This window comes from Bradyrhizobium sp. 23AC, assembly GCF_054863025.1.
This window is the reverse complement of record NZ_JAVAYN010000001.1, coordinates 621,281-645,550: the sequence shown is the minus strand read 5'-3', so window position 1 is coordinate 645,550 and position 24,270 is coordinate 621,281. Positions and strand designations below refer to the sequence as shown.

General features: G+C 63.8%; 21 protein-coding genes and 1 pseudogene. 13 read left to right on the top strand and 9 right to left on the bottom strand.

The window, feature by feature from the left end; genetic code table 11:
• Positions 1 to 80 precede the first annotated feature (80 nt).
• Positions 81 to 572: an MmcB family DNA repair protein gene (locus tag RAD10_RS02975; RefSeq protein WP_461616263.1), complete on the top strand. Its 492-nt coding sequence runs from the start codon at positions 81 to 83 to the stop codon at positions 570 to 572.
• Positions 573 to 690: 118 nt separating this feature from the next.
• Here the strand turns inward: RAD10_RS02975 and RAD10_RS02970 are convergent, their stop codons facing one another.
• On the bottom strand, positions 691 to 1,245 hold the full coding sequence (locus RAD10_RS02970; protein WP_008141807.1) for an ActR/PrrA/RegA family redox response regulator transcription factor: 555 nt from the start codon (positions 1,243 to 1,245) through the stop codon (positions 691 to 693).
• 193 nt (positions 1,246 to 1,438) lie between these two features.
• Positions 1,439 to 2,761: an ActS/PrrB/RegB family redox-sensitive histidine kinase gene (locus tag RAD10_RS02965; protein WP_461616576.1), complete on the bottom strand. Its 1,323-nt coding sequence runs from the start codon at positions 2,759 to 2,761 to the stop codon at positions 1,439 to 1,441.
• A gap of 102 nt (positions 2,762 to 2,863) precedes the next feature.
• Here RAD10_RS02965 and RAD10_RS02960 point away from each other — a divergent pair, with 102 nt between their 5' ends.
• The 4 genes from RAD10_RS02960 (at position 2,864) to RAD10_RS02945 (ending at position 7,144) form a co-directional block, all read left to right on the top strand.
• Positions 2,864 to 3,667 (top strand): ABC transporter ATP-binding protein, encoded by an 804-nt coding sequence (locus RAD10_RS02960; protein WP_461616262.1) that lies wholly within the window; start codon positions 2,864 to 2,866, stop codon positions 3,665 to 3,667.
• 151 nt (positions 3,668 to 3,818) lie between these two features.
• Positions 3,819 to 4,637 (top strand): ABC transporter permease, encoded by an 819-nt coding sequence (locus RAD10_RS02955; RefSeq protein WP_461616261.1) that lies wholly within the window; start codon positions 3,819 to 3,821, stop codon positions 4,635 to 4,637.
• Between the two features lie 121 nt (positions 4,638 to 4,758).
• Positions 4,759 to 6,087: a polyhydroxyalkanoate depolymerase gene (locus RAD10_RS02950; protein WP_461616260.1), complete on the top strand. Its 1,329-nt coding sequence runs from the start codon at positions 4,759 to 4,761 to the stop codon at positions 6,085 to 6,087.
• A gap of 217 nt (positions 6,088 to 6,304) precedes the next feature.
• Entirely contained in the window at positions 6,305 to 7,144 is an 840-nt protein-coding gene (locus RAD10_RS02945) for a M48 family metallopeptidase (RefSeq protein WP_461616259.1), read from the top strand.
• Between the two features lie 176 nt (positions 7,145 to 7,320).
• Here RAD10_RS02945 and RAD10_RS02940 read toward each other — a convergent pair whose 3' ends face one another.
• Together RAD10_RS02940 and RAD10_RS02935 are read right to left on the bottom strand one after the other, a co-directional pair.
• Positions 7,321 to 7,980 (bottom strand): hypothetical protein, encoded by a 660-nt coding sequence (locus tag RAD10_RS02940; protein ID WP_461616258.1) that lies wholly within the window; start codon positions 7,978 to 7,980, stop codon positions 7,321 to 7,323.
• Between the two features lie 415 nt (positions 7,981 to 8,395).
• A complete protein-coding gene (locus RAD10_RS02935; RefSeq protein ID WP_461616257.1) occupies positions 8,396 to 10,609 on the bottom strand; it encodes a transglycosylase domain-containing protein in 2,214 nt (737 codons plus the stop codon).
• Between the two features lie 181 nt (positions 10,610 to 10,790).
• Here RAD10_RS02935 and RAD10_RS02930 point away from each other — a divergent pair, with 181 nt between their 5' ends.
• Positions 10,791 to 11,216: a DUF1330 domain-containing protein gene (locus tag RAD10_RS02930; RefSeq protein ID WP_461616256.1), complete on the top strand. Its 426-nt coding sequence runs from the start codon at positions 10,791 to 10,793 to the stop codon at positions 11,214 to 11,216.
• A 127-nt stretch (positions 11,217 to 11,343) separates the two neighbouring features.
• On the opposite strand, the pseudogene RAD10_RS02925 reads toward RAD10_RS02930, so the two are convergent.
• The 3 genes and pseudogenes from RAD10_RS02925 to RAD10_RS02915 form a co-directional block, all read right to left on the bottom strand.
• A pseudogene (locus RAD10_RS02925) lies at positions 11,344 to 12,562 on the bottom strand (ABC transporter substrate-binding protein).
• A 186-nt stretch (positions 12,563 to 12,748) separates the two neighbouring features.
• Positions 12,749 to 13,990, bottom strand: a complete 1,242-nt coding sequence (locus RAD10_RS02920; RefSeq protein WP_461616255.1) for an ABC transporter substrate-binding protein — start codon at positions 13,988 to 13,990, stop codon at positions 12,749 to 12,751.
• A 162-nt stretch (positions 13,991 to 14,152) separates the two neighbouring features.
• A complete protein-coding gene (locus tag RAD10_RS02915; RefSeq protein WP_026202198.1) occupies positions 14,153 to 14,509 on the bottom strand; it encodes a DUF1304 family protein in 357 nt (118 codons plus the stop codon).
• Between the two features lie 98 nt (positions 14,510 to 14,607).
• On the opposite strand from RAD10_RS02915, the gene RAD10_RS02910 reads away from it, so the two are divergent.
• Entirely contained in the window at positions 14,608 to 15,138 is a 531-nt protein-coding gene (locus RAD10_RS02910) for a methylated-DNA--[protein]-cysteine S-methyltransferase (protein ID WP_461616254.1), read from the top strand.
• A gap of 83 nt (positions 15,139 to 15,221) precedes the next feature.
• Here the strand turns inward: RAD10_RS02910 and RAD10_RS02905 are convergent, their stop codons facing one another.
• Positions 15,222 to 15,590, bottom strand: coding sequence for a nuclear transport factor 2 family protein (locus RAD10_RS02905; RefSeq protein WP_461616253.1), 369 nt, complete (start codon positions 15,588 to 15,590; stop codon positions 15,222 to 15,224).
• Positions 15,591 to 15,774: 184 nt separating this feature from the next.
• Here RAD10_RS02905 and RAD10_RS02900 point away from each other — a divergent pair, with 184 nt between their 5' ends.
• The gene (locus RAD10_RS02900) at positions 15,775 to 16,680 is read left to right on the top strand and encodes a LysR family transcriptional regulator (protein WP_461616575.1); all 906 of its coding nucleotides are present in this window, start codon (positions 15,775 to 15,777) and stop codon (positions 16,678 to 16,680) included.
• 48 nt (positions 16,681 to 16,728) lie between these two features.
• Here RAD10_RS02900 and RAD10_RS02895 read toward each other — a convergent pair whose 3' ends face one another.
• On the bottom strand, positions 16,729 to 19,518 hold the full coding sequence (locus RAD10_RS02895; RefSeq protein WP_461616252.1) for a [protein-PII] uridylyltransferase: 2,790 nt from the start codon (positions 19,516 to 19,518) through the stop codon (positions 16,729 to 16,731).
• 188 nt (positions 19,519 to 19,706) lie between these two features.
• Between RAD10_RS02895 and RAD10_RS02890 the strand changes: the two genes are divergently transcribed.
• From RAD10_RS02890 to RAD10_RS02870, 5 genes are all read left to right on the top strand, one after another.
• Complete coding sequence (locus RAD10_RS02890; RefSeq protein WP_461616251.1) at positions 19,707 to 20,678, top strand: aliphatic sulfonate ABC transporter substrate-binding protein; 972 nt, start codon at positions 19,707 to 19,709, stop codon at positions 20,676 to 20,678.
• A gap of 217 nt (positions 20,679 to 20,895) precedes the next feature.
• A complete protein-coding gene (locus RAD10_RS02885) occupies positions 20,896 to 21,741 on the top strand; it encodes an ABC transporter permease (protein WP_461616574.1) in 846 nt (281 codons plus the stop codon).
• A gap of 4 nt (positions 21,742 to 21,745) precedes the next feature.
• Positions 21,746 to 22,531, top strand: coding sequence for an ABC transporter ATP-binding protein (locus tag RAD10_RS02880; RefSeq protein ID WP_461616250.1), 786 nt, complete (start codon positions 21,746 to 21,748; stop codon positions 22,529 to 22,531).
• Between the two features lie 54 nt (positions 22,532 to 22,585).
• Complete coding sequence (locus RAD10_RS02875) at positions 22,586 to 23,095, top strand: OsmC family protein (RefSeq protein ID WP_028139616.1); 510 nt, start codon at positions 22,586 to 22,588, stop codon at positions 23,093 to 23,095.
• Positions 23,096 to 23,272: 177 nt separating this feature from the next.
• Positions 23,273 to 24,082, top strand: a complete 810-nt coding sequence (locus tag RAD10_RS02870) for a hypothetical protein (protein WP_461616249.1) — start codon at positions 23,273 to 23,275, stop codon at positions 24,080 to 24,082.
• The last annotated feature ends 188 nt before the right edge of the window (positions 24,083 to 24,270 follow it).

The window sequence follows — 24,270 nt, the reverse complement described above, 5'->3', positions numbered from 1 at the left end:
CCGGGGCGCGCGAAGCGCGCGCCCCGGAATGACGAATGGAGAGAGTGTCCGCCCCAAACGGAATCGGCTATCCTCCCTCCATGGACAGCCCCGCCCGTAACATCGCCCTGGTGCCGCCACCCGATCGTCGTCAGTCGGAAACGGCGCTTGCGGTCGCGCGTGGCACCGCGCGGCTGCTGCGTTCGCTCGGCTTTACCTGTATCAGCGAATTGCCGCTGCCCTCAGGCCGGCGCGCCGACCTCGTGGCGCTGAACGAGCGAGGCGAGATCTGGATCGTCGAGATCAAATCGTCGGTGGAGGATCTGCGCGCCGATCAGAAATGGCACGAATACCGCGCCCATTGCGACCGGCTGTTCTTCGCCTTCACGCAGGACCTGCCGTGCGAGATCTTTCCGCAAGACACCGGTTTGATCGTCGCCGACGCCTATGGCGCGCACATGCATTGCGAAGCGCCCGAGCACAAGCTCGCTGCAGCCACGCGCAAGCAGATGACGGTGCGGTTTGGAATGGCGGCGGCCTTGCGCATCAACCGCCTGGTCGACCCGCAGGGACACGCGGATTTCTGGGAGTAGCGGCGCCGCAAACAAAGGTGCCGTAGGGTGGGCAAAGCGCAGCGTGCCCACGATCTCTATCCAACTCTGACAGAGCGTGGGCACGGCGCTTTGCGCCTTTGCCCACCCTACGAGACCGTTACCTCGGCGCGCGCTTGGCCAAAATGCGCTGCAAGGTCCTGCGGTGCATGTTGAGCCGCCGTGCCGTTTCCGAGACGTTGCGGTTGCACATCTCGTAGATGCGCTGGATGTGCTCCCAGCGCACGCGGTCGGCCGACATCGGGTTGGTCGGCAGCTCGGATTTCTCCGCGCTGGTCGACAGCAGCGCCGCGACGACGTCGTCGGCATCCGCCGGCTTGGAGAGATAATCGATCGCGCCCATCTTCACCGCGGTGACGGCGGTGGCGATGTTGCCATAGCCGGTCAGCACGATCGCACGCGCATCCGGGCGCTTCTTCTTCAGCGCCGAAACCACGTCGAGGCCGTTGCCGTCGCCGAGCCGCAAATCCACCACGGCGAATGCCGGCGCCGCCTTGCCGATCTGCGCAAGACCATCCGAGACGGTGTCGCATGACGTCACCGCAAAGCCGCGCGTTTCCATGGCGCGCGACAACCGCTCCAGGAACGGCTTGTCGTCCTCCACGATGAGCAGCGAGCGGTCAGTCTGTTCGTTCAGTTCGGCGATGGCGTTCAAGGTTTTGTCCTCTCTCCAACGCGACTACATATGGCCTCGCAATCGGGCGGTGCCAAGGCCGCCGATAGTCGATCGGCCCTGTTGTGCGACGCAAGGTCGCGGCCACAAGCGCGATGAAGGTCATCGCGCTCGCGATTCTTATCCTCGCATGATCCTATCGGAAAACCGCTGAACACTTTTCCGGGATCATGCCCTATCCTATTGTTTCTTCGAGGCTCTCGATAGCCTCAAAACGCTGTCGCGGCCATGTGATCTGCACCACCGCGCCGTGTTCCGGAAAGATCCGGTTGGTAAACAAGACCTTGGCGCCGGTGCGTTCCAGCAATGTGCGCGCGATGAACACGCCCAATCCGAGACCGCGTTGCTCACCGCCGCCGTCATCCGTATTTCGCCGCCGCGACAGATAGGGCTCGCCGATCCGGTTCAGGATATCGGGCGGAATGCCGGGGCCGTCGTCGGAGATCAGAAGCTCGATCGTGTCCTTGTTCCACCACGCGTTCACCTCAACGGTGGTATGGGCGAAATCGACCGCGTTCTCGACGATGTTGCCGACGCCGTAGAGGATCGCCGGATTGCGCGAGCCGACCGGCTCGGACACGGCGGCGACCGCGATCCGCACCTTGATCTCGACGCCGAAATCGCGGTGCGGGGCCACCACCTCCTCGATCAGCTCCGACAGCTTCATGCGATCGAACGGCGCGCCGGTGGAGGAGAGCTGGGTGATCTTGCTCAATATGTCGCGGCAGCGCTGGGTCTGCTCGCGCAGCGTCTTCAGGTCCGCGGCAAAGCTGGCGTCCTTCACCGTCTTCTCCAGCTCGCGCGAGATCAGGAAGATCGTCGCGAGCGGCGTGCCGAGCTCGTGCGCGGCCGCGGCGGCGAGGCCGTCGAGCTGGGTCAGATGCTGCTCGCGCGTCAGCACCAGCTCGGTCGCGGCCAGCGCATCCGCAAGCTTGCGCGCCTCCTCGGTCACCTGGAACGAATAGAGGCTGGTGACGCCGATCGCGAGCACGATCGAGAGCCAGACGCCGACGAGATAGATCGGCGGCAGCACCAGGGGATCGTCGGAATCCCAGGGCAGCGGCAAATGGAAGAAGAACAACACCGAGGCGCAGGCCACCGCAAGCACGCCGAGGCCGAACGTGAAGCGCGCCGGCAGCGCCGTGGCCGAGATCAGCACCGGCGCCAAGAACAGGAACGAGAACGGGTTCTGCAGTCCGCCGGTGAAGTACAACAGACCGGCCAGTTCCACGATGTTCAGCGCGAGCAGTCCGGCCGCCTGCATCGGCTCCAGCCGCTGCATTGGATTGGCCGCGGTCTGGAGCGCCAGATTCAGGGCTGCCGACAAGGCGATGATGCTGACGCAGGGGACGATCTCGACGTTGAATTCCAACCCCTGCGCCACGATGAAGATCGCCGCGAGCTGGCCCAGCACCGCCAGCCAGCGCAGCCGCAGGATCGTGTCCAGGCGGATATGCCGCTGCGCGTGGCGAAAGTCGGAAGCAGCAATTTCAGTCATATCGGCCAATGGGGGTGCCTTCCAGATCACAAACGCTGGGCTCGCGGAACCACCGATTACAAGCCTTGCGCTATCCGCTGCAATAGCAGAAGAACGACCAGCATGACCGAGAAAGGCAAGGCTTCAAGTCGGCCGACTGTCGCGGAGCGCAGCTCGTCCGCGGCGATCGCGGTCGAGCACCTCGTCAAGATCTACAAGCAGACCCGCGCGGTCGACGACATCTCCTTTTCGCTGCCGCGAGGCACCATCACCGGACTTCTGGGCGGCAACGGCGCCGGCAAGACCACGACCATCGCGATGATCATGGGCCTGGTGCTGCCGACCTCCGGCCGCGTGCAGGTGCTCGGTCACAGGATGCCCGAGGAGAGCGCTTCCGTGCTGGGGCGGATGAACTTCGAGAGCCCCTATGTCGACATGCCGATGCGGCTGACGGTGCGGCAGAATCTCACCGTGTTCGGCAAACTCTATGCGGTGAAGAACCTGTCGGAGCGCATCGCCGAGCTCGCGGACGATCTCGATCTCACCGAATTCATCGACCGCGCCAACGGCAAGCTGTCCGCCGGGCAGAAGACCCGGGTCGCGCTCGCCAAAGCGCTGATCAACCGGCCCGAGCTGCTGCTGCTGGACGAGCCGACCGCCTCGCTCGATCCGGATACCGCCGACTGGGTGCGGGCGCATCTGGAGCGTTATCGCAAGGACAACAACGCCACCATCCTCCTGGCCTCGCACAACATGCTCGAGGTCGAGCGGCTCTGCGATCGCGTCATCATCATGAAGCGCGGTCGCATCGAGGACGACGACACGCCGGAGGCGATCATGGCGCGCTACAACCGCACCACGCTGGAGGAGGTGTTTCTGGACGTCGCGCGCGGCCGGGTGAACGGTGCGAAGGAGGCGGCAAGGTGAGGGGGCTTTCGTGTCTCAGCCGTCATTCCGGGGCGCGCGGAGCGCGAGCCCGGAATCCATTTCGCGGCGTTTGCTGCCGGTCGATGGATTCCGGGCTCGATGCTACGCATCGCCCCGGAATGACGGCTCTTTTCGAGATGAAGGTGCGGCCATGACCGACATCACCATCCACCGCGGCATCTCCCCGCATCGCATTGGTGCGATGATCCTGCGCTACTGGTACCTCCTGCTGTCGTCCTGGCCGCGGCTGCTCGAACTGCTGTACTGGCCGGCGCTGCAGGTCATCACCTGGGGCTTCATCCAGTATTACATCGCCGAGAATTCCAATTTCTTCGCGCGCGCCGGCGGCACGCTGATCGGCGCCGTCATCCTCTGGGACATCCTGTTCCGCGGGCAGCTCGGCTTCTCCATCTCGTTCCTGGAGGAGATGTGGGCGCGCAACATCGGCAACCTCATGATGAGCCCCTTGAGGCCGATCGAGTTTCTGCTGTCGCTGATGGTCATGAGCCTGATCCGGCTTGCGATCGGGATCATTCCGATGACCTTGCTCGCGCTGTTCATGTTTCATTTCAATGTCTACGCCCTGGGCCTGCCGCTGATCGCATTCTTCTGCAATCTGATCTTCACGAGCTGGTCGGTCGGCATCTTCGTGTCGGGTCTCGTGCTGCGAAACGGGCTCGGCGCCGAGAGCATCGTCTGGACCCTGATGTTCGCGATCCTGCCGCTTGCCTGCGTCTACTATCCCGTCAGCGTGTTGCCGGTCTGGCTGCAATACGTCGCTTGGGCGTTGCCGCCGACCTATGCCTTCGAGGGGATGCGCGCGCTGCTGATCGAAAACACCTTCCGCGCCGACCTGATGCTGGAGGCGCTGGCCATCAACGCCGTCCTTCTGGTTGCATCTTTTGCATCATTCCTTGCCCTTTTACGCAGCGCCAAACGGCACGGCTCGCTGCTGTCGGGCGGTGAATAACGTCACTTTCCCGTGGATTCAGGCTGGTTTAGCCGCTTCGGCTCCGTAGATGTACGGAACCATGCATTGACGCAATATTGCGCATTCGGCAGTATGCTGCGATGCGAAGAGGGATATAGCGATGCCTATTGGTGAGTTCGGCGGCGCACCGCCCCTGGCTGCAGAAGGCAGTCCGGTCCTGACGACGCCGATGTACTGGATGTACGAGATGGCGCACGCCTCTCTCAATCCGGCACGTGCGGTCACTGACGCGACCAAGCTGCTGTTCCAGAATCCTCTCAACCCCTGGACGCGCACCGAGGTCGGCAAGTCGGTTGCCGCGGCCTGCGAATTGTTCGAGCGCACCACGCGCCGCTACGGCAAGCCGGAATGGGGCCTCGACGACACCGAGGTCAACGGCATCCGCGTCCCCGTCGAGGTCCGCTCGGTCTGGGAAAAGCCGTTCTGCCGGCTGCTCTACTTCGATCGCAAGTTCGCTCGTCCCCTGCGCAGCCCGCAGCCGCGCGTGCTGATCGTGGCGCCGATGTCCGGGCATTATGCGACGCTGCTCCGCGGCACGGTCGAGGCCTTCCTGCCCGCACATGAGGTCTACATCACCGATTGGGCCGATGCCCGCATGGTGCCGCTCAGCGATGGCCGCTTCGATCTCGACGATTACATCGACTACGTTATCGAGATGCTGCACGTCCTCGGCGGCAACACCCATGTCATGGCGGTGTGCCAGCCCTCCGTGCCCGTCGTCGCCGCCGTCTCGATCATGGAAGCGCGGCGCGATCCCTTCGTGCCGACCTCGATGACGCTGATGGGCGGCCCGATCGACACCCGTCGCAACCCGACGGCGGTGAACAATCTCGCCCAGGAGCGCGGCATCGACTGGTTCCGCAACCATGTCATCACCAAGGTGCCGTTCCCGCATCCCGGCATGATGCGCGACGTCTATCCGGGATTCCTGCAGCTCAACGGCTTCATCAGCATGAATCTCGACCGCCACATGGACGCCCATAAGCAGCTCTTTGCCCATCTGGTGAAGGGCGACGGCGACCTCGTCGACAAGCATCGCGAGTTCTATGACGAATATCTCGCGGTGATGGACCTCTCCGCCGAGTATTACCTGCAGACGGTCGACACCGTGTTCGTGAAGCACTCGCTGCCGAAGGGCGAGATGACCCATCGCGGAACACGCGTGGACCCCTCCAAGGTCACGCGCGTGGCGTTGATGACGGTCGAAGGCGAGAACGACGACATCTCGGGTCTCGGTCAGACCGAAGCGACGCACACATTGTGCAGCTCGATCCCCGATCATCGCCGCGTTCATTACGTCCAGAAGGGCGTCGGACATTACGGCGTGTTCAACGGCTCGCGCTTCAAGTCGGAAATCGTTCCGCGAATCCATGACTTCATGGTCTCAGCTGCGAATCCGAGCTCATTGCAGGCTCTCGCGGCCGAATAACCTTCGTTTTCGGCTTTCCCGTCGAAAATTCAGGCCCCGCCGGAGGCTCCGGCTGGGCCTGGCTCCCTCCAGATTCGCGGTATTTAGGTAGCTTTATAGGAGTGAGTCTTCCCTCACCCCTTGGGGGTGCCGCATGCGTCCAGCGGGGGCGAAAAAAGCCGGTTCCAACCCCAGTCTGTAGGGTCTCCCGGACGTCAGACCGCTGTATATTGGGCAAATGATTTGTTTTTGCGCCGAGCGCTTTCCCTGGCGGCGGTTATGGCAGAATCCGGGCGCCCTCCTGCCCCCCGGACTGACAGACATGGCCACTCGCGCTCTCCTCTATCGGCGGCCCCACGAACCCAAGACCGTCCTGATCACCCATGGATCGCAGTTTTTTGCCATCCGCTTGCGCCGGCACCGCCGCGCGCGCCGTTACACGCTGAGAATTCACCCCAGCGATCGCGAAGCCATCCTCACCATGCCGCCGCGCGGCACGCTGGCCGAAGCAAAAGACTTCGCGCAGCGCCACGGTGCGTGGATCGCGGCGCGCCTCGGTCGCTTGCCGAAGGCCGCGCCGTTCCAGCCGGGCACGGTGATACCGCTGCGCGGCACGTCGCATCGCATCGTTCATCGCGCCGGCACGCGCGGCACTGTGTGGACCGAGACGCGCGATAGCGGCGAACGCATTCTCTGCGTCGCCGGCGGGCTCGAGCATGTCGATCGCCGCGTCAGCGATTTCCTCAAGCGCGAGGCGCGCCGCGACCTGCAGCGTTCGGCGGAGGCTTACGCCGCCGAGCTCGGCGTCAGGGTCAAGCGCCTCTCGATCCGCGATCAGTCCAGCCGTTGGGGTTCCTGCACCTCGGCCGGCTCGCTGTCGTTTTCCTGGCGCCTGATCCTCGCACCGCCCTTCGTGCTCGACTACCTCGCCGCGCATGAAGTCGCCCATCTCGTCGAGATGAACCACTCGGCGCGGTTCTGGCGCGTATGCGGAAAAGTCTGCCCGTCGATGGAGCGCGCCAAGAAGTGGCTCGACACCTACGGCAATGATCTGCACCGGTATGGGGTCGAGGATTAGGGTGCGCCATTAGGAGGCTGTCATCGCCCGCGAAGGCGGGCGATCCAGTACGCCGCGGCAGCTTTTATGAATCTCGATGTCTCTGGAATACTGGATTCCCCGCCTTCGCGGGGAATGACAGTTGAGAATGCGGCGACGTCTGCGCTTCGAGGCGCATCCTCAATTCATCCCGCGGGTCACGCACTGATATCCGCGCTTCTCCCCGGCTGCGCGTGTGACGCCAGATAGGACGATTGCCGCTGCGCGCTGGCCTTCTGGCCCTCGGCCAGCATCGCCTGGAACGCAGCGTCGAGTTGCTCGCGGCTGTAGCTCGTGGAACTGCTTTCACGCGGTGTCCATTGCGATTGCGTGATCGCGGTGGGAGCCTTTTCGACGGTGCCGCCAAGCAGCCTGGCGTAATTGTCAGCGCGCCATTGCGCCAGGTCTGGTCCGCTCAAGCCGGGAGGATCCTCGAGCTTGCCTATCTTTGCGGCCGCTGCGTTGGTCATCGTCGAGGAGCCGCCATTGTAGAGCGTGGCCACCACCTTGCCGCCGACTTTCACCTGCGCGTATGTGTTTTCAGGCGCATCGTCCGAGACGGCCGGTTGAGTTGCGCTCGCACCGTGGGTCATCAGCCAGTTTGTCGCCATCAGGTCGCGCAGGACCGGATCATCCGCCACCGATATCGGCTTCGCTCCTTGCAGCGGTTTCACCTGGGAGACGTCAACGCGGAAGCCGTTGGTCGCCGCGTCTGCCGCCTCTGACACGACCGGCTGGAGACCGGATGCCGCATTTGAAGCAGACGTCGACGCGGGCCGCAGATGCGGCAGCGCCACGCTGGATAGATTTGAAATCATGGAACGCTCCCAGACACTCGCTCAACCTATAAGAGCAAATCCCGGGCCGCTGACGGGAGCTTGAAGGGATTGGAGTTTTTGCTTTCGGCGAGCTCCGGGGCGCGGCGAATCTTGCCGCGATAGGCAGGACTTGCCGAAGCAGTGGCGCGATACGCAAGGTTGCCAACCCAGCAAACACTGTCATCGCCCGCGAAGGCGGGCGATCCATTATTCCAGAGGCAGTTATTTGTTTAGCCGAGAAGCCGCTGCGTACTGGATTCCCCGCCTTCGCGGGGAATGACAGCGGGCTGGCTGCGCGAGGTTCATTCCTCGCAGTGCCGCCTCCGCAAGCCGTTGATTTCGTTATCTTCGGCTACTGTGCATGGGGTTGTTTTCGCAGTTTTTGTTTTGAGGTCATGGAGACCTCAGCCCGAGCCTATCGGTTTCCACCGAACAGCCGGTCCATCAGCCAGCCGTCGAGCCCCGCCGCCGCTTCCGGCCGCGCATTGGCGCGCGTCGGCGGTGGACGATAGCCGCCATTGCTTGCGGGGGCCGGCCCGGGCGCTGCCATCGTCGGCGGCGACACCTGCGAAGCCGCCTGCGCGAGGTTCGACAGGCCCCAGCCGCCTTGTGTGCTCGGCAATGCTGCCACCGGCACACCCTCATGCGCCGTCTTCATGAATCGCGACCAGACTTCCACCGGCAGGCCGCCGCCGGTCGCCTTCTTGGTCGGCGAGTTGTCGTCATTGCCGAGCCAGACGCCGGTGACGAGGCTCGCGGTGTAGCCGATGAACCAGGCGTCGCGGTAGTCCTGGCTGGTGCCGGTCTTGCCGGCCGCGGGCCAGCCCGGGATCTCGGCCTTCTTGGCGGTGCCTGATATCAGCGTCTCCCGCATCATCGCGTTCATCATGCCGACATAGCGGGGGTCGATGACCTGATTGCGCTCCTCAGGCTGGCGCATGTAGAGCAGCTTGCCGCCCAGCGTCTTGATCCGCGTGACGACGTGCGGTGCCACCGCGAGACCGCCATTGGCGAAGGGCGCATAGGCGCCGACCAGCTCGACCACGGAGACTTCGGAGGTGCCGAGCGCGATCGAGGCGTTGGGCTCGAGCTTGGAGGAGATGCCGAGCCGGTGCGCGGTGCGCACCACGTTCTTCGGCCCGACCTCGAGGCCGAGACGGATCGCGACCGTGTTGAGCGACATCGCCAGCGCCTGCGTCAGCGTCACCGCGCCGAAATATTCATGGGTGTAGTTCTCGGGTCGCCAGCCCTTGACCTCGATCGGCGCGTCCTGGCGCATCGTATCAGGCGTCAGCCCCTGCTCGAGCGCGGTCAGATAGACGAACGGCTTGAAGGAGGAGCCCGGCTGGCGTTTTGCGGTTACAGCGCGGTTGTACTGGCTCTCGGAATAGTTCCGTCCGCCCACCATGGCGCGCACCGCGCCATCAGGCGTCATTGCCACCAGCGCACCCTGGCTGACATTGAACTTCACGCTCTTGGCCGCGAGCTCGTCGATGATGGCGGCTTCCGCCACGCTCTGCAGTTTCGGATCAATCGTGGTCTCGACCTTGATGCTCTCGTCGATCTGGCCGACCAGATCGTCCAGCACCTCGCCGATCCAGTCGGCAACGTAATTGACGGTGCCGGCGCCGACCGGCTTCACATTGTAGGAGGGATGGCCGATCGAGGCCTGCGCCTGCGCATCGGTGATGAACTTCGCGTCCGCCATCGCCGCAAGCACGATTTGCGCGCGCGCCTCGGCGCCTTCGGGGTTGCGGTTCGGCGCAAGGCGCGAGGGCGATTTGACGAGACCGGCCAGCATCGCGGCCTCGGCGACCGTGACGTTCTTCGCCGACTTGCCGAAAAATTTCTGCGCCGCCGCCTCGACGCCATAGGCGCCCGAGCCGAAATAGACGCGGTTGAGATAGAGCTCCAGGATCTCGTTCTTGGAGTGCTTGCGCTCAAGCCAGATCGCGAGCTCCACCTCCTGCAGCTTGCGCTGCATGGTGCGTTCCTGGGTCAGGAACAGGTTTTTCGCGAGCTGCTGCGTCAGCGTCGAGCCGCCCTGCGAGACGCCGCGATGCATGACGTTGGTGACGAGGGCGCGCAGGATGCCGATCGGGTCGATGCCGAAATGCGAATAGAAGCGCCGGTCCTCGATGGCGATGAACGCCTTCGGCAGATACGGCGGCAAATCCTTCAGCGAGACATTGGCGCCGGCCATCTCGCCGCGCTGCGCCAGCATGCTGCCGTCGATGCCGACGATCTGGATCGTCGGCGGCCGCTTGGGAATCTCCAGCGACTGGATCGGCGGCAGATGGGCGCCGACATAGATCACGACGCCGATCACGGCGATCGCGCCCCACAGGCCGAGCACCGCGCCCCAATAGACCAGGCGGCCGATGCTGGCGCCAATACGTGACTTCGACCGGCGCTTGGCACCGCTGCGGCTGGCTTGCGCTTTCCGCTCGCGCGGCGGCTCGTCACCGGAATCCTCGCTCTTGCGCTTGGCGGATGATTTCGCTGATTTCTTCGGCTTGTCGTCGCCGCCGGGGATGCGGTCCGCCGCGGTCAGGCGCAGATCGGCGAGCGCCGCGGGCAAGCCGAACAGCGGCTCCTTCCGCCCACCTTTTTTCTTTCCCCACGCCATACGCAAAAACGCCCGGTCAGCCCGCCCCGCCGCACGCTAGCGGTCGCTGTTTAAGGCCCGGTTACCCAGACCTTAACGCGCGATTAGGAGGTGCGGCATTCGCCCGCCGCAGTTCCGCTGATTGGACGACGGAGCTAGGATCGCCGGCACAAAACACGGGAAATACGCAGAGGAAACACACATGGGCCATATCGATCCGACCAAGGAGATTTTTGCGCAATTCCGGGAGAACGACCGTCCCGGGCCGATCCACATGCTCAATCTGGTGCGCCTGCGCAAGGAGGCGGCCTACCCGGACGGCCGCAAGGCAAGCGGCGCCGAAGCCTACGCGGCCTATGGCCGCGAGAGCGGCCCGGTGTTCGAACGCCTCGGCGGCCGGATCGTCTGGCAGGGCAAGTTCGAGCTGATGCTGATCGGTCCGCAAGAGGAGCGCTGGGACCATTGCTTCATCGCCGAATATCCTGATGTCGGAGCCTTCGTCGAGATGATCCGCGATCCCGTCTACCGCGAGGCGGTCAAGCACCGCCAGGCAGCGGTCGAGGACTCGCGGCTGATCCGGCACGCCGTGCTGCCGATCGGGAAGAATTTTGGAGAGATACCGGAGTAGCTCGTAGGGTGGGTTAGCGCGGCGGCTGCGCAAAGCGCAGTCCGCCGGGCGTAACCCACCGCTTTGGTCTCCGCGGCGGCAGAAGTGGTGGGTTACGCCTGCGGCTAACCCACCCTACGAGACTTCACTAACCCGCCGGACCCGCATCCTCCAGGATCGGGCCGAACAGCTCCCAGCGCTCGCCGTTGAACTTCATCATCTGAAGCTGCTTGTTGACGCGGTAGTCGGTCGCCGAGGTGTTGGCCTTGATGCCGGGCAGCGCGATGTCGCCGATGAAGTCCTTCAGCGACGCGGCCTGCTTCATGACGTTCTCGCGCGTCAGGTTGTCGCCGCACTGCTTCAGCACGTGCACCAGCAGCTGGGCGGTGCCGTAGCCATAGGTGTTGAAGCTCGAATCCTTGTCGCCGTCAGGATAGTACTTCGCCATGAAGTCGAAATATTTCTTCATGCCGGCATCATCCTTCCAGGCCGGATCGAGCGGATCCTTGCCGTAGTTGACGCTGATCACGCCCTTGGACGCCTCGAGGCCCGCCGGCTTCATCACCGCGCCGACCGAGGTGGCGTTGATGTCGACGATCTGCACCGGATGCCAGCCCATCTCCGCGATCTTCTTGATCGCTTACGCGGCCTGCTTCGGCGTGGTCGCGCTGAAGAACAGGTCGGCGCCGGCATCCTTGATCTTGAGAATCTGCGAGTCGATGGTCGGATCGGATACCTCGTAGGACGCTTCCGTCACGATCATCTTGCCTGCCTTGTCGCCAAGGCCGGCCTTGATGCCGTTCAGATAGTCCTTGCCGAGATCGTCGTTCTGATAAAGCACGCCGATCTTGGCGTTCGGATGCTCCTTCAGGACGTACTGGCCATAGATGCGGCCCTCGACGAAATAGTTCGGGTTGTAGCCCATGGTCCAAGGGAAGTTCTTCGGATCGGTGAACTTCGAGGCGCCGGTGGCGGCGAACAGCTGCGGCACCTTCTTGGAGTTGAGATATTTCTGCACGGCTGCGTTCGACGGCGTGCCGACGATCTGGAAGGTCAGCAGCACCTCGTCGCTCTCGACGAGCTTGCGCACCTGCTCCACCGCCTTCGGCGGCGAATAGGCGTCGTCATACTGGATCAGGTTGATCTTGCGGCCGTTGATGCCGCCCTGGTCGTTGATCATCTTGAAATAGGCGGCCTGTGTCTTGCCGATCGTGGCATAGGCCGATGCCGGTCCCGAGAACGGCACGGTCTGTCCGACCTTGATCTCGGTGTCGCTGGCGCCCGGATCATATTTCTTCTGGGATGGCCGCTGAAATCGACAGCGCCAGAGCAAGCGCCGTGGCCAGATGCAGCTTTCCATTCCTCATTCGCAATTCCCTCAGTCTGTTTTTGCCGATGATCTGCCGGCCGCACGGTGCGTCCGATGCCATCGCTGAGGGCGAGTGTGGAGGAACGAATGTTGCGACGCAAGGTGGGCGTTCGTAGGGTGGGTTAGCCTTGCGGGCTGCGCGAAGTGCAGTCCGCTGGGCGTAACCCACCCTACGAGATCGGGACTAGCCCGACGGTCCCGTGTCCTCGATGATCGGTCCGAACAGTTCCCATCGTTCGCCGTTGAACTTCATCATCTGCATCTGCTTGTTGACGCGGAAGTCGTTCGGCCCGGTGTTGATCTTGATGCCGGGCAGCGCGAAGCTCGGCGTGAAGTTCTTGATGTTGGCAACCTGCTTCATGATGTTCTCACGCGTCAGGTCGTCGCCGCATTGCTTCAAGACCTGCACCAGCAGCTCGGCCACCGAATAGGCGTAGGTGTTGACGGTGTTGAGTTTGTCGCCTTCCGGGAAATACTTGTCCATGAAGGCGAAGAAGGCCTTCACGCCGGGATCGTCCTTCCACTGGGGATCGCTGGGCTCCTTGCCATATTGGGTCGAGATGATGCCCTTGGAGATGTCGAGGCCGGCCGGCTTCAGCGTCGCCGAGATCGGGCTCGCATTGATGTCGAGGATGTGCACCGGCGTCCAGCCGAGGTCGGCGAGCTTCTTGATCGCCTGGGCCGCGAATTTCGGCGTCGAGGCATCGAAGAACACGTCGACGCCCATCGACTTCAGCTTGACCACCTGGGAATCGACCGTCGGGTCGGTGACCTCGTAGGAGACCTCGCCGACGATCATGCCGGCAGCTTTGTCGCCGAGGCCGCTCTTGAGGCCCGCGAGATAGTCGCGGCCCATGTCGTCGTTCTGGTAGAGCACGCCGATCTTGGCGTTCGGATGCTCCTTGAGAATGTATTTGGCGTAGATGCGTCCCTCGGACACGTAGTTGGGATTGTAGGCGATGGTCCAGGGATAGTTCTGGGGATCGTTGAAGCGGGCCGCGCCAGTCGAGGCCAGCAACTGCGGCACCTTCTTGCCGTTGAGATATTTTTGCACGGCGGCGTTGGCCGCGGTGCCGATGAGCTGGAAGGTGAACAGCACCTCGTCGCCCTCGACGAGCTTGCGCACCTGCTCCACCGTCTTCGGCGGCGAATAGGCGTCGTCATACTGGATCAGATTGATCTTGCGGCCGTTGATGCCGCCCTGATCGTTGATCATCTTGAAGTAGGCGGCCTGGGTCTTGCCGATATTGGCGTAGACGGAGTAGGCGCCGGAGAACGGCACGGTCTGGCCGATCTTGATCTCGGTGTCGGTCGCCCCGGTGTCGTATTTCTTCTGGGCGAAGGCTTCGCTTATGAAGGCTTGGTTCGCGGAGAACGCGAAGGCGAGCGCTGTCGTGGCAGCTAAGAAGGCTCTGCGATTGGTCATGTTGGTTGTTCCTCCTGACGGAATTTTCGGCCGATGGTCTTTTCCCGTTGATTGCAACGGTCGCCATCGCTGCCGAAGATTGTGGAGGAAGCTTCGTCGCCGCGCAAGGATCGCGGCGCTGCGCCGTAGCGTCTCAGGCCAGGGAGTCCTAGGTCAGGCGTCTCAGGCCAGGAACAACGCGACCAGCGCGACCGCCGCCGGCAGCGCCTGCACCATCAGGATGCGGCTGCTGACGGTCGCGGCGCCATAGGCGCCGGCCACGATCACGCAAAGCAGGAAGAACGCCTTGATCTGGAATGCGAAGGCCGGGTTGCCGTGGACGAGACCCCAGATCAGGCCTGCGGCGAGGAAGCCGTTATAGAGGCCCTGGTTGGCGGCCAGCACCTTCGTGATCTCGGCCTTCTCCGGCGTGTTGCGAAACACCTTCAGGCCCTGCGGCTTGTCCCAGAGGAACATCTCCAGGATCAGGAAGAAGACGTGCAGTGCGGCGACCAGCGCCACCAGGATATTGGCGATCAGGATCAAGTTGAGCTCCCCCCAGCGTCAGCTTTCGGGTGGACGATAGCACGGCCGGCATGGCAAGTGCGATGGGTGTGTTTCGATTGCCTGGTGCCGCGATGCCCGCTCGACCAACCAAGACGCCTGAACGCTTCGGCCTCGATCGCCTGGTGACGCCGATCGGCGTCGCGCTGCTCGTTACCGATGCGGAGGGCGCCTTGCGGGCGCTCGACTGGGAGGATTACGAGCATCGCATGCGCGAGCTCTTGCGCTTGCACTACGGTGCGGTCGATCTCAGCGACCGGCCTGCGCCTGCATCCATGCGGACGGCGCTATCGGGTTACTTCGAAGGCAATCTCGGTCAGCTCTCGGCCATCGCATGGCGTATCGCCGGCACGCCGTTCCAGCAGAAGGTCTGGAACGCGCTGGTTCACATCCCCGCCGGCACCACGATGAGCTACGGCGGGCTGGCCGCAAAGATCGATTTGCCAAAAGCCATTCGTGCCGTCGGTCATGCCAACGGCTCCAATCCGATCAGTGTAGTGCTTCCGTGTCATCGCCTGATCGGCGCCGATGGTTCGCTGGTGAAATATGGCGGCGGGCTCGAGCGCAAGCGCTGGCTGCTGCGGCATGAGGGGGTGCAGGTCTGAGAGTCCGCCTGAGAATGTGTCGAGCGAACCGCGCCCATGGCCGCACCTGCCTCATGGACGCTGCCCTGCCGTAACCGAATCCGTCAGACTTTCGACGTCATCACTTTCTGAACTATTGTCCAGGTCCCGTTCACCTTCAAGCACGACAGCAGGTCCGTGAAGGAGCGCGGCGGAATGCGCAATTTGACTTTCAAAAGCGCGAGCTCGCTTTCAACGTCTATTGATAGGATCTGATCTTCTCGCTCGAAGCCCTGTTGCTTCGGAGCTTTCGTGTTGCGGACCACTGCCAGCCAGGACGCAATCGGCGTCACGCCCAATTTGCCGTCCTCGGCGACCTTCGTCACGGAACTCGATGGGTGAAATATGGATGCAAACTTGTCAGCATCCATTTCATAGGCAGCGTCGAAATAGGTCTGCGCAAGGGAGCGCAAGGCGGGAAGGTCCGTATCCATTGTCATCCTCAAAGCTTTGCACCGGACCCATTCATGCGGTCCGGCCAGCTATGCCGAGCGTCGACCTGCCCATCGCGCAGAAAAGTGCTGCAGGTCGTCTCCCGTGCTCGCGCAAAAACCTACGGCAAGGTGACTTATGAGACTAGACGTATTGAACGGCATGGGCTCATGAGCGATATTCATGATGATGACAGACGAAATGAACGACCTCGCCGCGTTTGCAATCGTGGCCCGTGAACGAAGCTTTACACGCGCTGCGATAAAGCTGGGTGTGTCTCAGTCTGCCTTGAGCCACACAATCCGGAGGCTTGAGCAACGGCTCGAGCTGAAGCTGCTCGCTCGAACGACCAAGAGTGTTGCACCGACCGCTGCGGGAGCAGCTCTCTTGGAAGATCTGTCTCCGGCACTTGAGCAAATTCGTCATGCCCTCGACAAAGCCCGAAGCATTCGGCGCCGGCCCGAAGGTCGCCTTCGAATCGTCATGTCGCGATCGGCTGCGGTGATGGTACTGTTACCGCGGCTCAGGGCTTTCGCTGAGGCCTACCCCGACATCGTTCTGGACGTCGTCACCGTCACTGGCCCCGTGGACCTCGTTGCAGGCGAGTTCGATGCCGGTATTCAGCTTGGCGAGTACATTCAAAAGGACATGATCGCGGTTCGCGTCACGCCCGAACTGCGATTGGCGGTCATAGGGTCGCCGCGCTATTTCGCTTCACGGCGCATCCCCGAAAAGCCGAGGGATCTGAGCGATCATCGGTGCATTACCCTGCGCCTCGCAGGTGGTCCATATCGGTGGGAGTTTGAGCAAGGACGAAAGTCGGTCACGATCAACGTGAATGGCCCGCTCATCATTGACGACACTCACCTGGTGATTCAGACGGCGCTCGCCGGAGTTGGTATCGGCCTAGCCTATGAAGAGCAGGTCGCTGAACATATTGCGAAGCGCCGTCTTATTCGGGTGCTGGAGGATTGGACGCCCCCAATTCCCGGCTTCTTCATGTATTATCCCAGTCGTCAGCATCAACCAGCCGCGCTGTCTGCGCTCGTGAACGCGCTACGGCACTCTGAACAAAAGTCGGCGCGACGATAGTTAGGGGTCAGGGCCCATTAGCCGCGAGCGCGGAGTGACGAGCGAAAGTCACGCCGCCGGCTGGACCGCCTTGTCGCCGGCCATCACATGGGTCAGCGCGCTCTTGATCGCGGCCTGGCGGGTCGGCGCGCTGATCTGCGCACCCAGGAGGTCGGTGACGTAGAACACGTCCCGCGCGCGCTCGCCGAAGGTCGCGACATGGGCTGACGCAATGTTGAGGTTGAGCTTCGAGATCGCGGTGGTCAGCTCGTAGAGCAGGCCGGGCCGGTCGAGGCCGGAAACCTCGATCACGGTGTAGCGGTCGGACCATTGGTTGTTGATGGTCACCTCAGGCTCGATCACGAAGGGCCGTGCCTTGCTGCGTACGGTGCGCCGCGCCACCACTTCGGGCAGGCGCAGCTTGCCTTCCAGCACGTCCTCGATCATCTCGCCGATGCGGGTGGCGCGCCGTCCCTCGTCCTCGTCGCGGTCGTATTCGCGCGAGATCGAGATGGTGTCGAGCGCGCGGCCGTCGGTCGTGGTGTAGATCTGGGCGTCGACGATGTTGGCGCCGGCCGAGGCGCAGGCGCCGGCGATGATCGACAGCAGCCAGGGATGGTCGGCCGCGAAGATCGTCAGCTCGGTGACGCCGCGCACCTCGTCGAAGCCGACATTGATCGCGAGCTTGTGGCCGGCCTGTTCGCTGGAGCGGACGAAGCGGGCGTGGCGGATCTTGCGCGGCAGCTCGACCTTGAGCCAGTAGGCCGGATAGTGCCGGCCGATATAGGCATCGAGCTCCTCCGCCGGCCATTCGGCGAAGGCATTTCGGAATTCGGCGTAAGCGGCGGTGAGGCGCTTGCCGCGGTCGACCTCCGAGAAGCCGCCGGTCAGCACCGGCTCGGTCTCGTAGTACAGCGAGCGCAAGAGCTGCGCCTTCCAGCCGTTCCACACGCCGGGACCGACGCCGCGGATATCGGCGGTGGTCAGGATCGTCAGCAGCTTCATCTGCTCGACCGACTGCACCACGGCGGCGAAATTCTCGATGGTCTTGCGATCCGAGAGATCGCGTGACTGCGCGACCGTGGACATCGTCAGATGCTCCTCGATCAGCCAGGCGATGAGCTCGGTGTCGGCCGGGCTGAACCCTAGCCGCGGGCACAGCCGCCGCGCCACCTTGGCGCCGGCGATCGAGTGATCCTCCGGCCGGCCCTTGGCGACGTCGTGCAGCAGTGTTGCGATGTAGATCACCGACCGGTGCTCGGGCCGGGATTTGCGCATCAGGTCGCTGGCGAGGGTGAACTCCTCGATGCCGCCGCGCTCGATGTCCTGGAGGAAGCCGATGCAGCGGATCAGGTGCTCGTCGACGGTGTAGTGATGATACATGTTGAACTGCATCATCGAGACGATCTTGCCGAAGGCACGGATGAACTGGCCGAGCACGCCGGTCTCGTTCATCCGCCGCAGCACGATCTCGGCGTTGTCGGAGGTCAGGATCTCCATGAACAGGCGGTTGGCCTCGGGATTCTCGCGCATCTGCGCGTTGATCAGGCCGAGCGACCGCGTCACGTCGCGCATCGCATCCGGATGGAAGGCGAGGTTGTTCTTCTGCGCGAGACGGAAGATCCGGATCAGATTGACCGGATCGTGCTTGAACACGTCGGGCGCGGCGACGTTGATGCGGTTGTTGTCGACGATGAAGTCGTCGCTGTCGGGGACGCGCCGCTTCGCCGCGGTCGGCCGCAGCCGCGCCATCATCCGGCTCAAGACCGGCGCGGGCTTGGCCTGCTGGTCCTCGAGCTTGGCGCAGAGGATGGCGGTGAGGTTGCCGACTTCCTTGGCGACCAGGAAGTAGTGCTTCATGAAGCGCTCGACATCCTGCATGCCGGGATGCGAGGTGTAGCCGAGCCGCACCGCGATCTCGCGCTGGAGGTCGAACGAGAGACGCTCTTCGGCGCGGCCGGAGTAGAAGTGCAGATTGCAACGCACCGACCAGAGGAAATCGGCGCAGCGGCGGAAGCTGCGGTATTCCTGCGCATCGAACACGCCGCGCTCGACCAGCTCGCCGGTGTCGCGGACGCGGTAGACGTATTTGGCGATCCAGAACAGCGTGTGCAGGTCGCGCAAGGCGCCCTTGCCGTCCTTGACGTTGGGCTCGACCAGATAGCGCGACTGGCCGCCGCGGCGGTGCCGCTCTTCGCGCTCGGCGAGCTTGGCTGTGACGAATTCCGACGCGGTGCCCTGCACGACCTCCTTGTCGAAGCGTGCGACCAGCTCCTCATAGAGCGGCTTGTCGCCGGTGAGGAAGCGCGTCTCCAGGATCGCGGTGCGGATGGTCATGTCGCCGCGCGCCTGCCGGATCGACTCGTCCACCGATCGCGTGGCGTGGCCGACCTTCAGCCCCATGTCCCAGAGGCAATAGAGGATCGCTTCGGCGACCTGCTCGCCCCAGGCGGTCTGCTTGTAGGGCAGGATGAACAACAGGTCGATGTCGGATTCGGGCGCCATCAGGCCGCGGCCGTAGCCGCCGGTCGCGACCACCGCCATGCGCTCGGCGCCGCTCGGGATCGGCGAGCGGTAGAGATGACGGGTCGCCGCCGAATACAGGATGCGTATGATCTCGTCCTGCACGTGACAGAGCCGCTCGGCGCAGCGACGGCCGTGGCGGTCCTTAAGAAGGATTTCCTGCGCCGCGGCGCGTGCCGCGATCAGCTCGGCCTTGAGCAATTGCGCCATGCCCGTGCGGAACGCGTCCTCGCGTCCCTGGTGCTTTTCGGCAAGCGCATCGACCGCGGCGGTGATCCGCGCCGTGTCGAAACGATCGTCCACCTCGGCCTTGTGCTCAGTCGCGACGCTGTCCATGTCTCACCGGATATAAGAGGTGACAGGCGCTGTCACCCGCCATTCTCTGGCAATAGTCGTTCCATGCTGGAAAGGCGCGGCTTTGGGTAAATCTGTTCTCGGCCGGCGCGCTTTCGAGGGGCGGATTTTCTCGTTGACCTCTAGATATAACTCATTGAAAAACAATGAAGTTTTGGAGGAGGCAGGGCATGCCCGGAATTACACGACGCATTCTGTTGGCGGGCGCGGTTGCGCTCGCCGTGACCCCCGCGGCCAAGGCGGCCGATCCGCTCAAGGAAATCCGCATCGACTGGGCGACTTACAATCCGGTGTCGATGGTTCTGAAGCAGAAGGGGCTCCTGGAGAAGGAGTTCGCCAAGGACGGCATCACCGTCACCTGGGTGCAGTCGGCCGGCTCCAACAAGGCGCTCGAATTCCTCAACGCCGGCTCGATCGATTTCGGCTCGACCGCGGGTTCGGCGGCGCTGGTCGCCCGCATCAACGGCAACCCGATCAAGTCGATCTACGTCTATTCGCGCCCTGAGTGGACCGCGCTGGTGACATCGAAGGATTCCAAGATTGCCGGCGTCGCAGACCTCAAGGGCAGGCGCGTCGCGGTGACGCGCGGCACCGATCCGCACATCTTCCTGGTGCGCGCGCTGTTAGGGGCGGGTCTCACCGAAAAGGACATCACCCCGGTGCTGCTCCAGCACGCCGACGGCAAGACCGCGCTGATCCGCGGCGACGTCGATGCCTGGGCCGGCCTCGATCCGATGATGGCGCAGGCCGAGGTCGAGGAGGGCGCAAAGCTGTTCTACCGCAAGGCCGACGCCAACACCTGGGGCATCCTCAATGTGCGCGAGCAGTTTTTGAAGGACCATCCCGACGCCGCTCGCCGCGTCCTCGCCGTGTACGAAGAGGCGCGCAAATATTCGCTGGCCAATTACGACGAGCTGAAGAAGACCTTCATCGCGGTCACAAAACTCCCCGAGGCCGTCGTCGACAAGCAGCTCAAGGAGCGCACCGAGCTCACCCACAGCCGCATCGGCGCGCCGCAGCGCGAGTCGATCCTCGCCGCCGGCCTCGCACTCCAGCAAGCCGGTGTCGTCGATGCCAAAGTCGACGTGAAGGCGACGCTCGACGCGTTAATCGATGACCAGGTCCCGCTGCCGACGAATTGATCTCTCTCTTACCCTCCCCTGGAGGGGGAGGGTCGATCGCGCGCAGCGCGAGCGGGGCGGGGTGACAGTCTCTCCGCTCGGGCACCGTCTGTCGCGGAGAGACTGTCACCCCGCCCCGTCTCATATTTCGCTGCGCTCAATATGAGCCGACCCTCCCCCTCCAGGGGAGGGTAAGAGGCTCCTTGCATTCCCCAATCAGACGCGCTTGCTAATGGCCATGATCTCCGACGCGCCAGCCTTGCAACAATCCTCGGAACCCGCCGAAAGCGCCGCCGTGCCCTCGCGCATGGCGCGCTATGCGCGGCCGATGCTGGGGCTCCTGCTGCCGCTCGCGCTTGCGCTCGGCTGGGAGCTCGTGGTGTGGCTCGGCTGGTCCAACGGCCGGCTGGTGCCGCCGCCGTCGCGCGTCTTTGCTACCATCGCCGAGCTTGCCCGCTCCGGAGAGCTGGTCCGCCACGTCATAGCGACGCTGTGGCGCGTCGGGCTCGGCTTCGCGTTCGGCGTGGTCGCGGGCACGTTGTTGGGGGCCGTCTCCGGCTACTGGTCGCTGGCGCGCCGGCTGCTCGATCCGACCGTGCAGGCGCTGCGCGCGATTCCCTCGCTCGCCTGGGTGCCTCTGTTCATCCTCTGGCTCGGCATCTTCGAGACCTCGAAGGTCGCGCTGATCGCAGTCGGGGTGTTCTTTCCGGTCTATCTCGGCGTGATGGGCGCGATCCTCTCGGTGGATCGCAAGATCGTCGAGGTCGGCCGCACCTTTCGCCTCTCCGGCTTCGCCATGATCCGCCGCATTCTGCTGCCGGCGGTGCTGCCGGCCTATGTGGTTTCCCTGCGCGTCGGTCTCGGCCTCGGCTGGATGTTCGTGGTCGCAGCCGAGCTGATCGGCGCCTCCGAAGGCCTCGGCTATCTCCTGCTCGACGGCCAGCAGCTCGGTAAGCCCGCGCAGATCCTCGCCGCCATCGTGATCTTCGCCATCCTCGGCAAGCTCACCGATTGGCTGATCGAGGTCGCCGCCGCACCTTTCCTGCGCTGGCAGGACGCCTTCGGGCGCGCGAAGGGAGCTTGAGGCGATGCTGGCGCTCGACCGGGTCAGCAAGACCTATCCCAACGGCGTGCAGGCGCTTTCGCGCTTCTCCGCCGAAATCAGGCTGGGCGAGATCATCGCCATCATCGGCGGCTCCGGCTGTGGCAAGTCCACGCTGCTGCGCGCCATCGCCGGGCTCGATCGCGCCAGCGCTGGCACGGTGACGCTCGACCATGAGGCGATCGTCTCGCCGCACGCCAAGATCGGCATCATCTTCCAGGAGCCGCGGCTGCTGCCCTGGCTCAGCGTCGCCGACAATATCGGTTTTGGACTCGCCGATCTGCCCGCGGCCGAGCGCCGCGAGAAGGTCGCGCGTGCGCTCGAACGCGTCGGGCTGGCGGAAAAGGCGCAGGCCTGGCCGCGCGAACTCTCCGGCGGACAGGCGCAGCGGGTTGCGATCGCACGCGCGCTGGTGCCGCAGCCGGAGGTGCTGCTGCTGGACGAGCCGTTCTCCGCGCTCGATGCCTTCACCCGCAGGGATCTCCAGGATCATCTGCTCGACCTCTGGGCGGACACGCGGCCGACCCTCATCCTCGTCACACACGACGTCGACGAGGCCGTGGTGCTGGCCGACCGCGTGCTGGTGATGCGGCCGCGGCCGGGCCGGTTGTTCGACCAGATCGAGATCAATCTCGGACGGCCGCGCGACCGCAATTCGCCGTTGTTCGAGAATTTCAAGCGAAGTGTGCTGACGTCACTCGACCGTTCGCTTGACCGCAACGTGCCCGACCGTGACGCAACCCAGGGTCCCGGTCAGGCCATGTGGTGGTGACAATTTCGCTCTGAACCGGTACATCGAGGGGCAATTTTCCGGGAGAGAACGAAAATGGACGCTGCAGAGCTGCGCCAGATGCAGGCTCCGATCAAGGAGCGCTACAAGACCGATCCCAAGACCGCACTGATCACGCTGAAGGCCAAGGGCTCCACCGACAGCGAAGGCATCGCCTGCAAGGTCGAGACCGGCCGCGCCATCGCGCTTGCCGGCCTGCATCCGGCGACCGGCGGTTCCGGCCTCGAGCTTTGCTCCGGGGACATGTTGCTTGAGGCGCTCGTCGCCTGTGCCGGGGTCACGTTGAAGTCGGTCGCGACTGCGATCGAGGTGCCGCTCAAGACCGGCAACGTCTATGCCGAGGGCGATCTCGATTTCCGCGGCACGCTCGGCGTCGACAAGGAGACCCCGGTCGGCTTCGCCGAGATCCGTCTGCGCTTCGAGGTCGATACATCGGCGCCGCAGGACAAGCTCGATCTCCTGCTCAAGCTGACCGAGCGCTATTGCGTGGTCTATCAGACCATCAAGAACGGCCCGAAGGTGTCGGTGTCGATGCAGCGGATGTGAGTCTCTTACCCTCCCCTGGAGGGGGAGGGTCGATCGCGCATAGCGCGAGCGGGGTGGGGTGATCTCTCCACTCGGGCACCGTCGCCGTTGAGAGACTGTCACCCCACCCCGTCGCATATTTCGCTGCGCTCAATATGAGCCGACCCTCCCCCTCCAGGGGAGGGTAAGAAGCCAAAAATGTCCCCCGATCTCCACTTCCTCCTCTTCCTTGTCCTGCGCATGGCGATCGCGGCGGCGTTCGTCGTGTCGGCCTCGATCATCACCGAACGCTCGGGGCCGGTGATCGGCGCGCTAGTCGCGACCTTGCCGATCTCGGCCGGTCCCTCCTACGTCTTCCTCGCGCTCGACCACGATGCCGCTTTCATCGCGCAGGGCTCGCTGGCGAGCCTGCCGATCAATGCGGCGACGATCTTCATGTGCCTCATTTATGTCGTGCTGGCGCAGCGGCACAGTTTCGCGGTGAGTTGTGGAAGCGCGGTTGCTGTCTGGATCGTGCTGGCCTCGATCATCCGCCAGTTCGACTGGTCGCTCACCGCCGGGCTCGCCGCCAATCTGATCGCCTTCGGCATCTGCATTCCGCTCCTGGCGGGCTATCGCCATGTGAAGATGCCGCTTGTCACGCGCCGCTGGTACGACGTGCCGATGCGGGCTGCACTGGTCGCGACCCTGGTCGCCATCGTGGTCTCGACTTCGGGCTGGGTCGGACCCCGCATCAGCGGCATCATCGCGCTGTATCCCGTGGTGTTCTCCAGCATCATGGTGATCCTGCATCCGCGCATCGGTGGCCCGCCGACCGCAGCGGTGCTTGCCAACTCCGCCTGGGGCCTGCTCGGGTTCGGCACGGCGATTGCCGTCTTGCACGTTGCGGTGGTGTCGTTCGGCTCGGCCGTCGGTCTGTGTCTTGCGCTCGGCACCTGCATCGCCTGGAACCTGACGCTGTGGGGAATCGGCCGACGTGCGATGCACAAGGCGCGGTTGGAGCCGTGAGACTACGGACACGCGCGACATCGCGTCGCGAAAGACATGGCGGAGACCGCATCTCATGCCGACAGGCAACGCAGCATCTTCCCAAGCCATTGAATGAGAAATGTCATTTCAAGTCGCAGGGGCGCGGGTGGCTGCTCTCGACGCCCGCCGGATCGTTCCCCGTCCTGCTGGTTTCCGACATTTCTATT

Coding starts and splice junctions, on each gene's coding strand:
- RAD10_RS02975 (WP_461616263.1), top strand. CDS start 81: ATGGACAGCCCCGCCCGTAACATCGCCCTGGTGCCGCCACCCGATCGT.
- RAD10_RS02965 (WP_461616576.1), bottom strand. CDS start 2,761: ATGACTGAAATTGCTGCTTCCGACTTTCGCCACGCGCAGCGGCATATC.
- RAD10_RS02960 (WP_461616262.1), top strand. CDS start 2,864: ATGACCGAGAAAGGCAAGGCTTCAAGTCGGCCGACTGTCGCGGAGCGC.
- RAD10_RS02955 (WP_461616261.1), top strand. CDS start 3,819: ATGACCGACATCACCATCCACCGCGGCATCTCCCCGCATCGCATTGGT.
- RAD10_RS02950 (WP_461616260.1), top strand. CDS start 4,759: ATGCCTATTGGTGAGTTCGGCGGCGCACCGCCCCTGGCTGCAGAAGGC.
- RAD10_RS02945 (WP_461616259.1), top strand. CDS start 6,305: ATGATTTGTTTTTGCGCCGAGCGCTTTCCCTGGCGGCGGTTATGGCAG.
- RAD10_RS02940 (WP_461616258.1), bottom strand. CDS start 7,980: ATGATTTCAAATCTATCCAGCGTGGCGCTGCCGCATCTGCGGCCCGCG.
- RAD10_RS02935 (WP_461616257.1), bottom strand. CDS start 10,609: ATGGCGTGGGGAAAGAAAAAAGGTGGGCGGAAGGAGCCGCTGTTCGGC.
- RAD10_RS02930 (WP_461616256.1), top strand. CDS start 10,791: ATGGGCCATATCGATCCGACCAAGGAGATTTTTGCGCAATTCCGGGAG.
- RAD10_RS02920 (WP_461616255.1), bottom strand. CDS start 13,990: ATGACCAATCGCAGAGCCTTCTTAGCTGCCACGACAGCGCTCGCCTTC.
- RAD10_RS02910 (WP_461616254.1), top strand. CDS start 14,608: ATGCCCGCTCGACCAACCAAGACGCCTGAACGCTTCGGCCTCGATCGC.
- RAD10_RS02905 (WP_461616253.1), bottom strand. CDS start 15,590: ATGGATACGGACCTTCCCGCCTTGCGCTCCCTTGCGCAGACCTATTTC.
- RAD10_RS02900 (WP_461616575.1), top strand. CDS start 15,775: ATGATGACAGACGAAATGAACGACCTCGCCGCGTTTGCAATCGTGGCC.
- RAD10_RS02895 (WP_461616252.1), bottom strand. CDS start 19,518: ATGGACAGCGTCGCGACTGAGCACAAGGCCGAGGTGGACGATCGTTTC.
- RAD10_RS02890 (WP_461616251.1), top strand. CDS start 19,707: ATGCCCGGAATTACACGACGCATTCTGTTGGCGGGCGCGGTTGCGCTC.
- RAD10_RS02885 (WP_461616574.1), top strand. CDS start 20,896: ATGATCTCCGACGCGCCAGCCTTGCAACAATCCTCGGAACCCGCCGAA.
- RAD10_RS02880 (WP_461616250.1), top strand. CDS start 21,746: ATGCTGGCGCTCGACCGGGTCAGCAAGACCTATCCCAACGGCGTGCAG.
- RAD10_RS02875 (WP_028139616.1), top strand. CDS start 22,586: ATGGACGCTGCAGAGCTGCGCCAGATGCAGGCTCCGATCAAGGAGCGC.
- RAD10_RS02870 (WP_461616249.1), top strand. CDS start 23,273: ATGTCCCCCGATCTCCACTTCCTCCTCTTCCTTGTCCTGCGCATGGCG.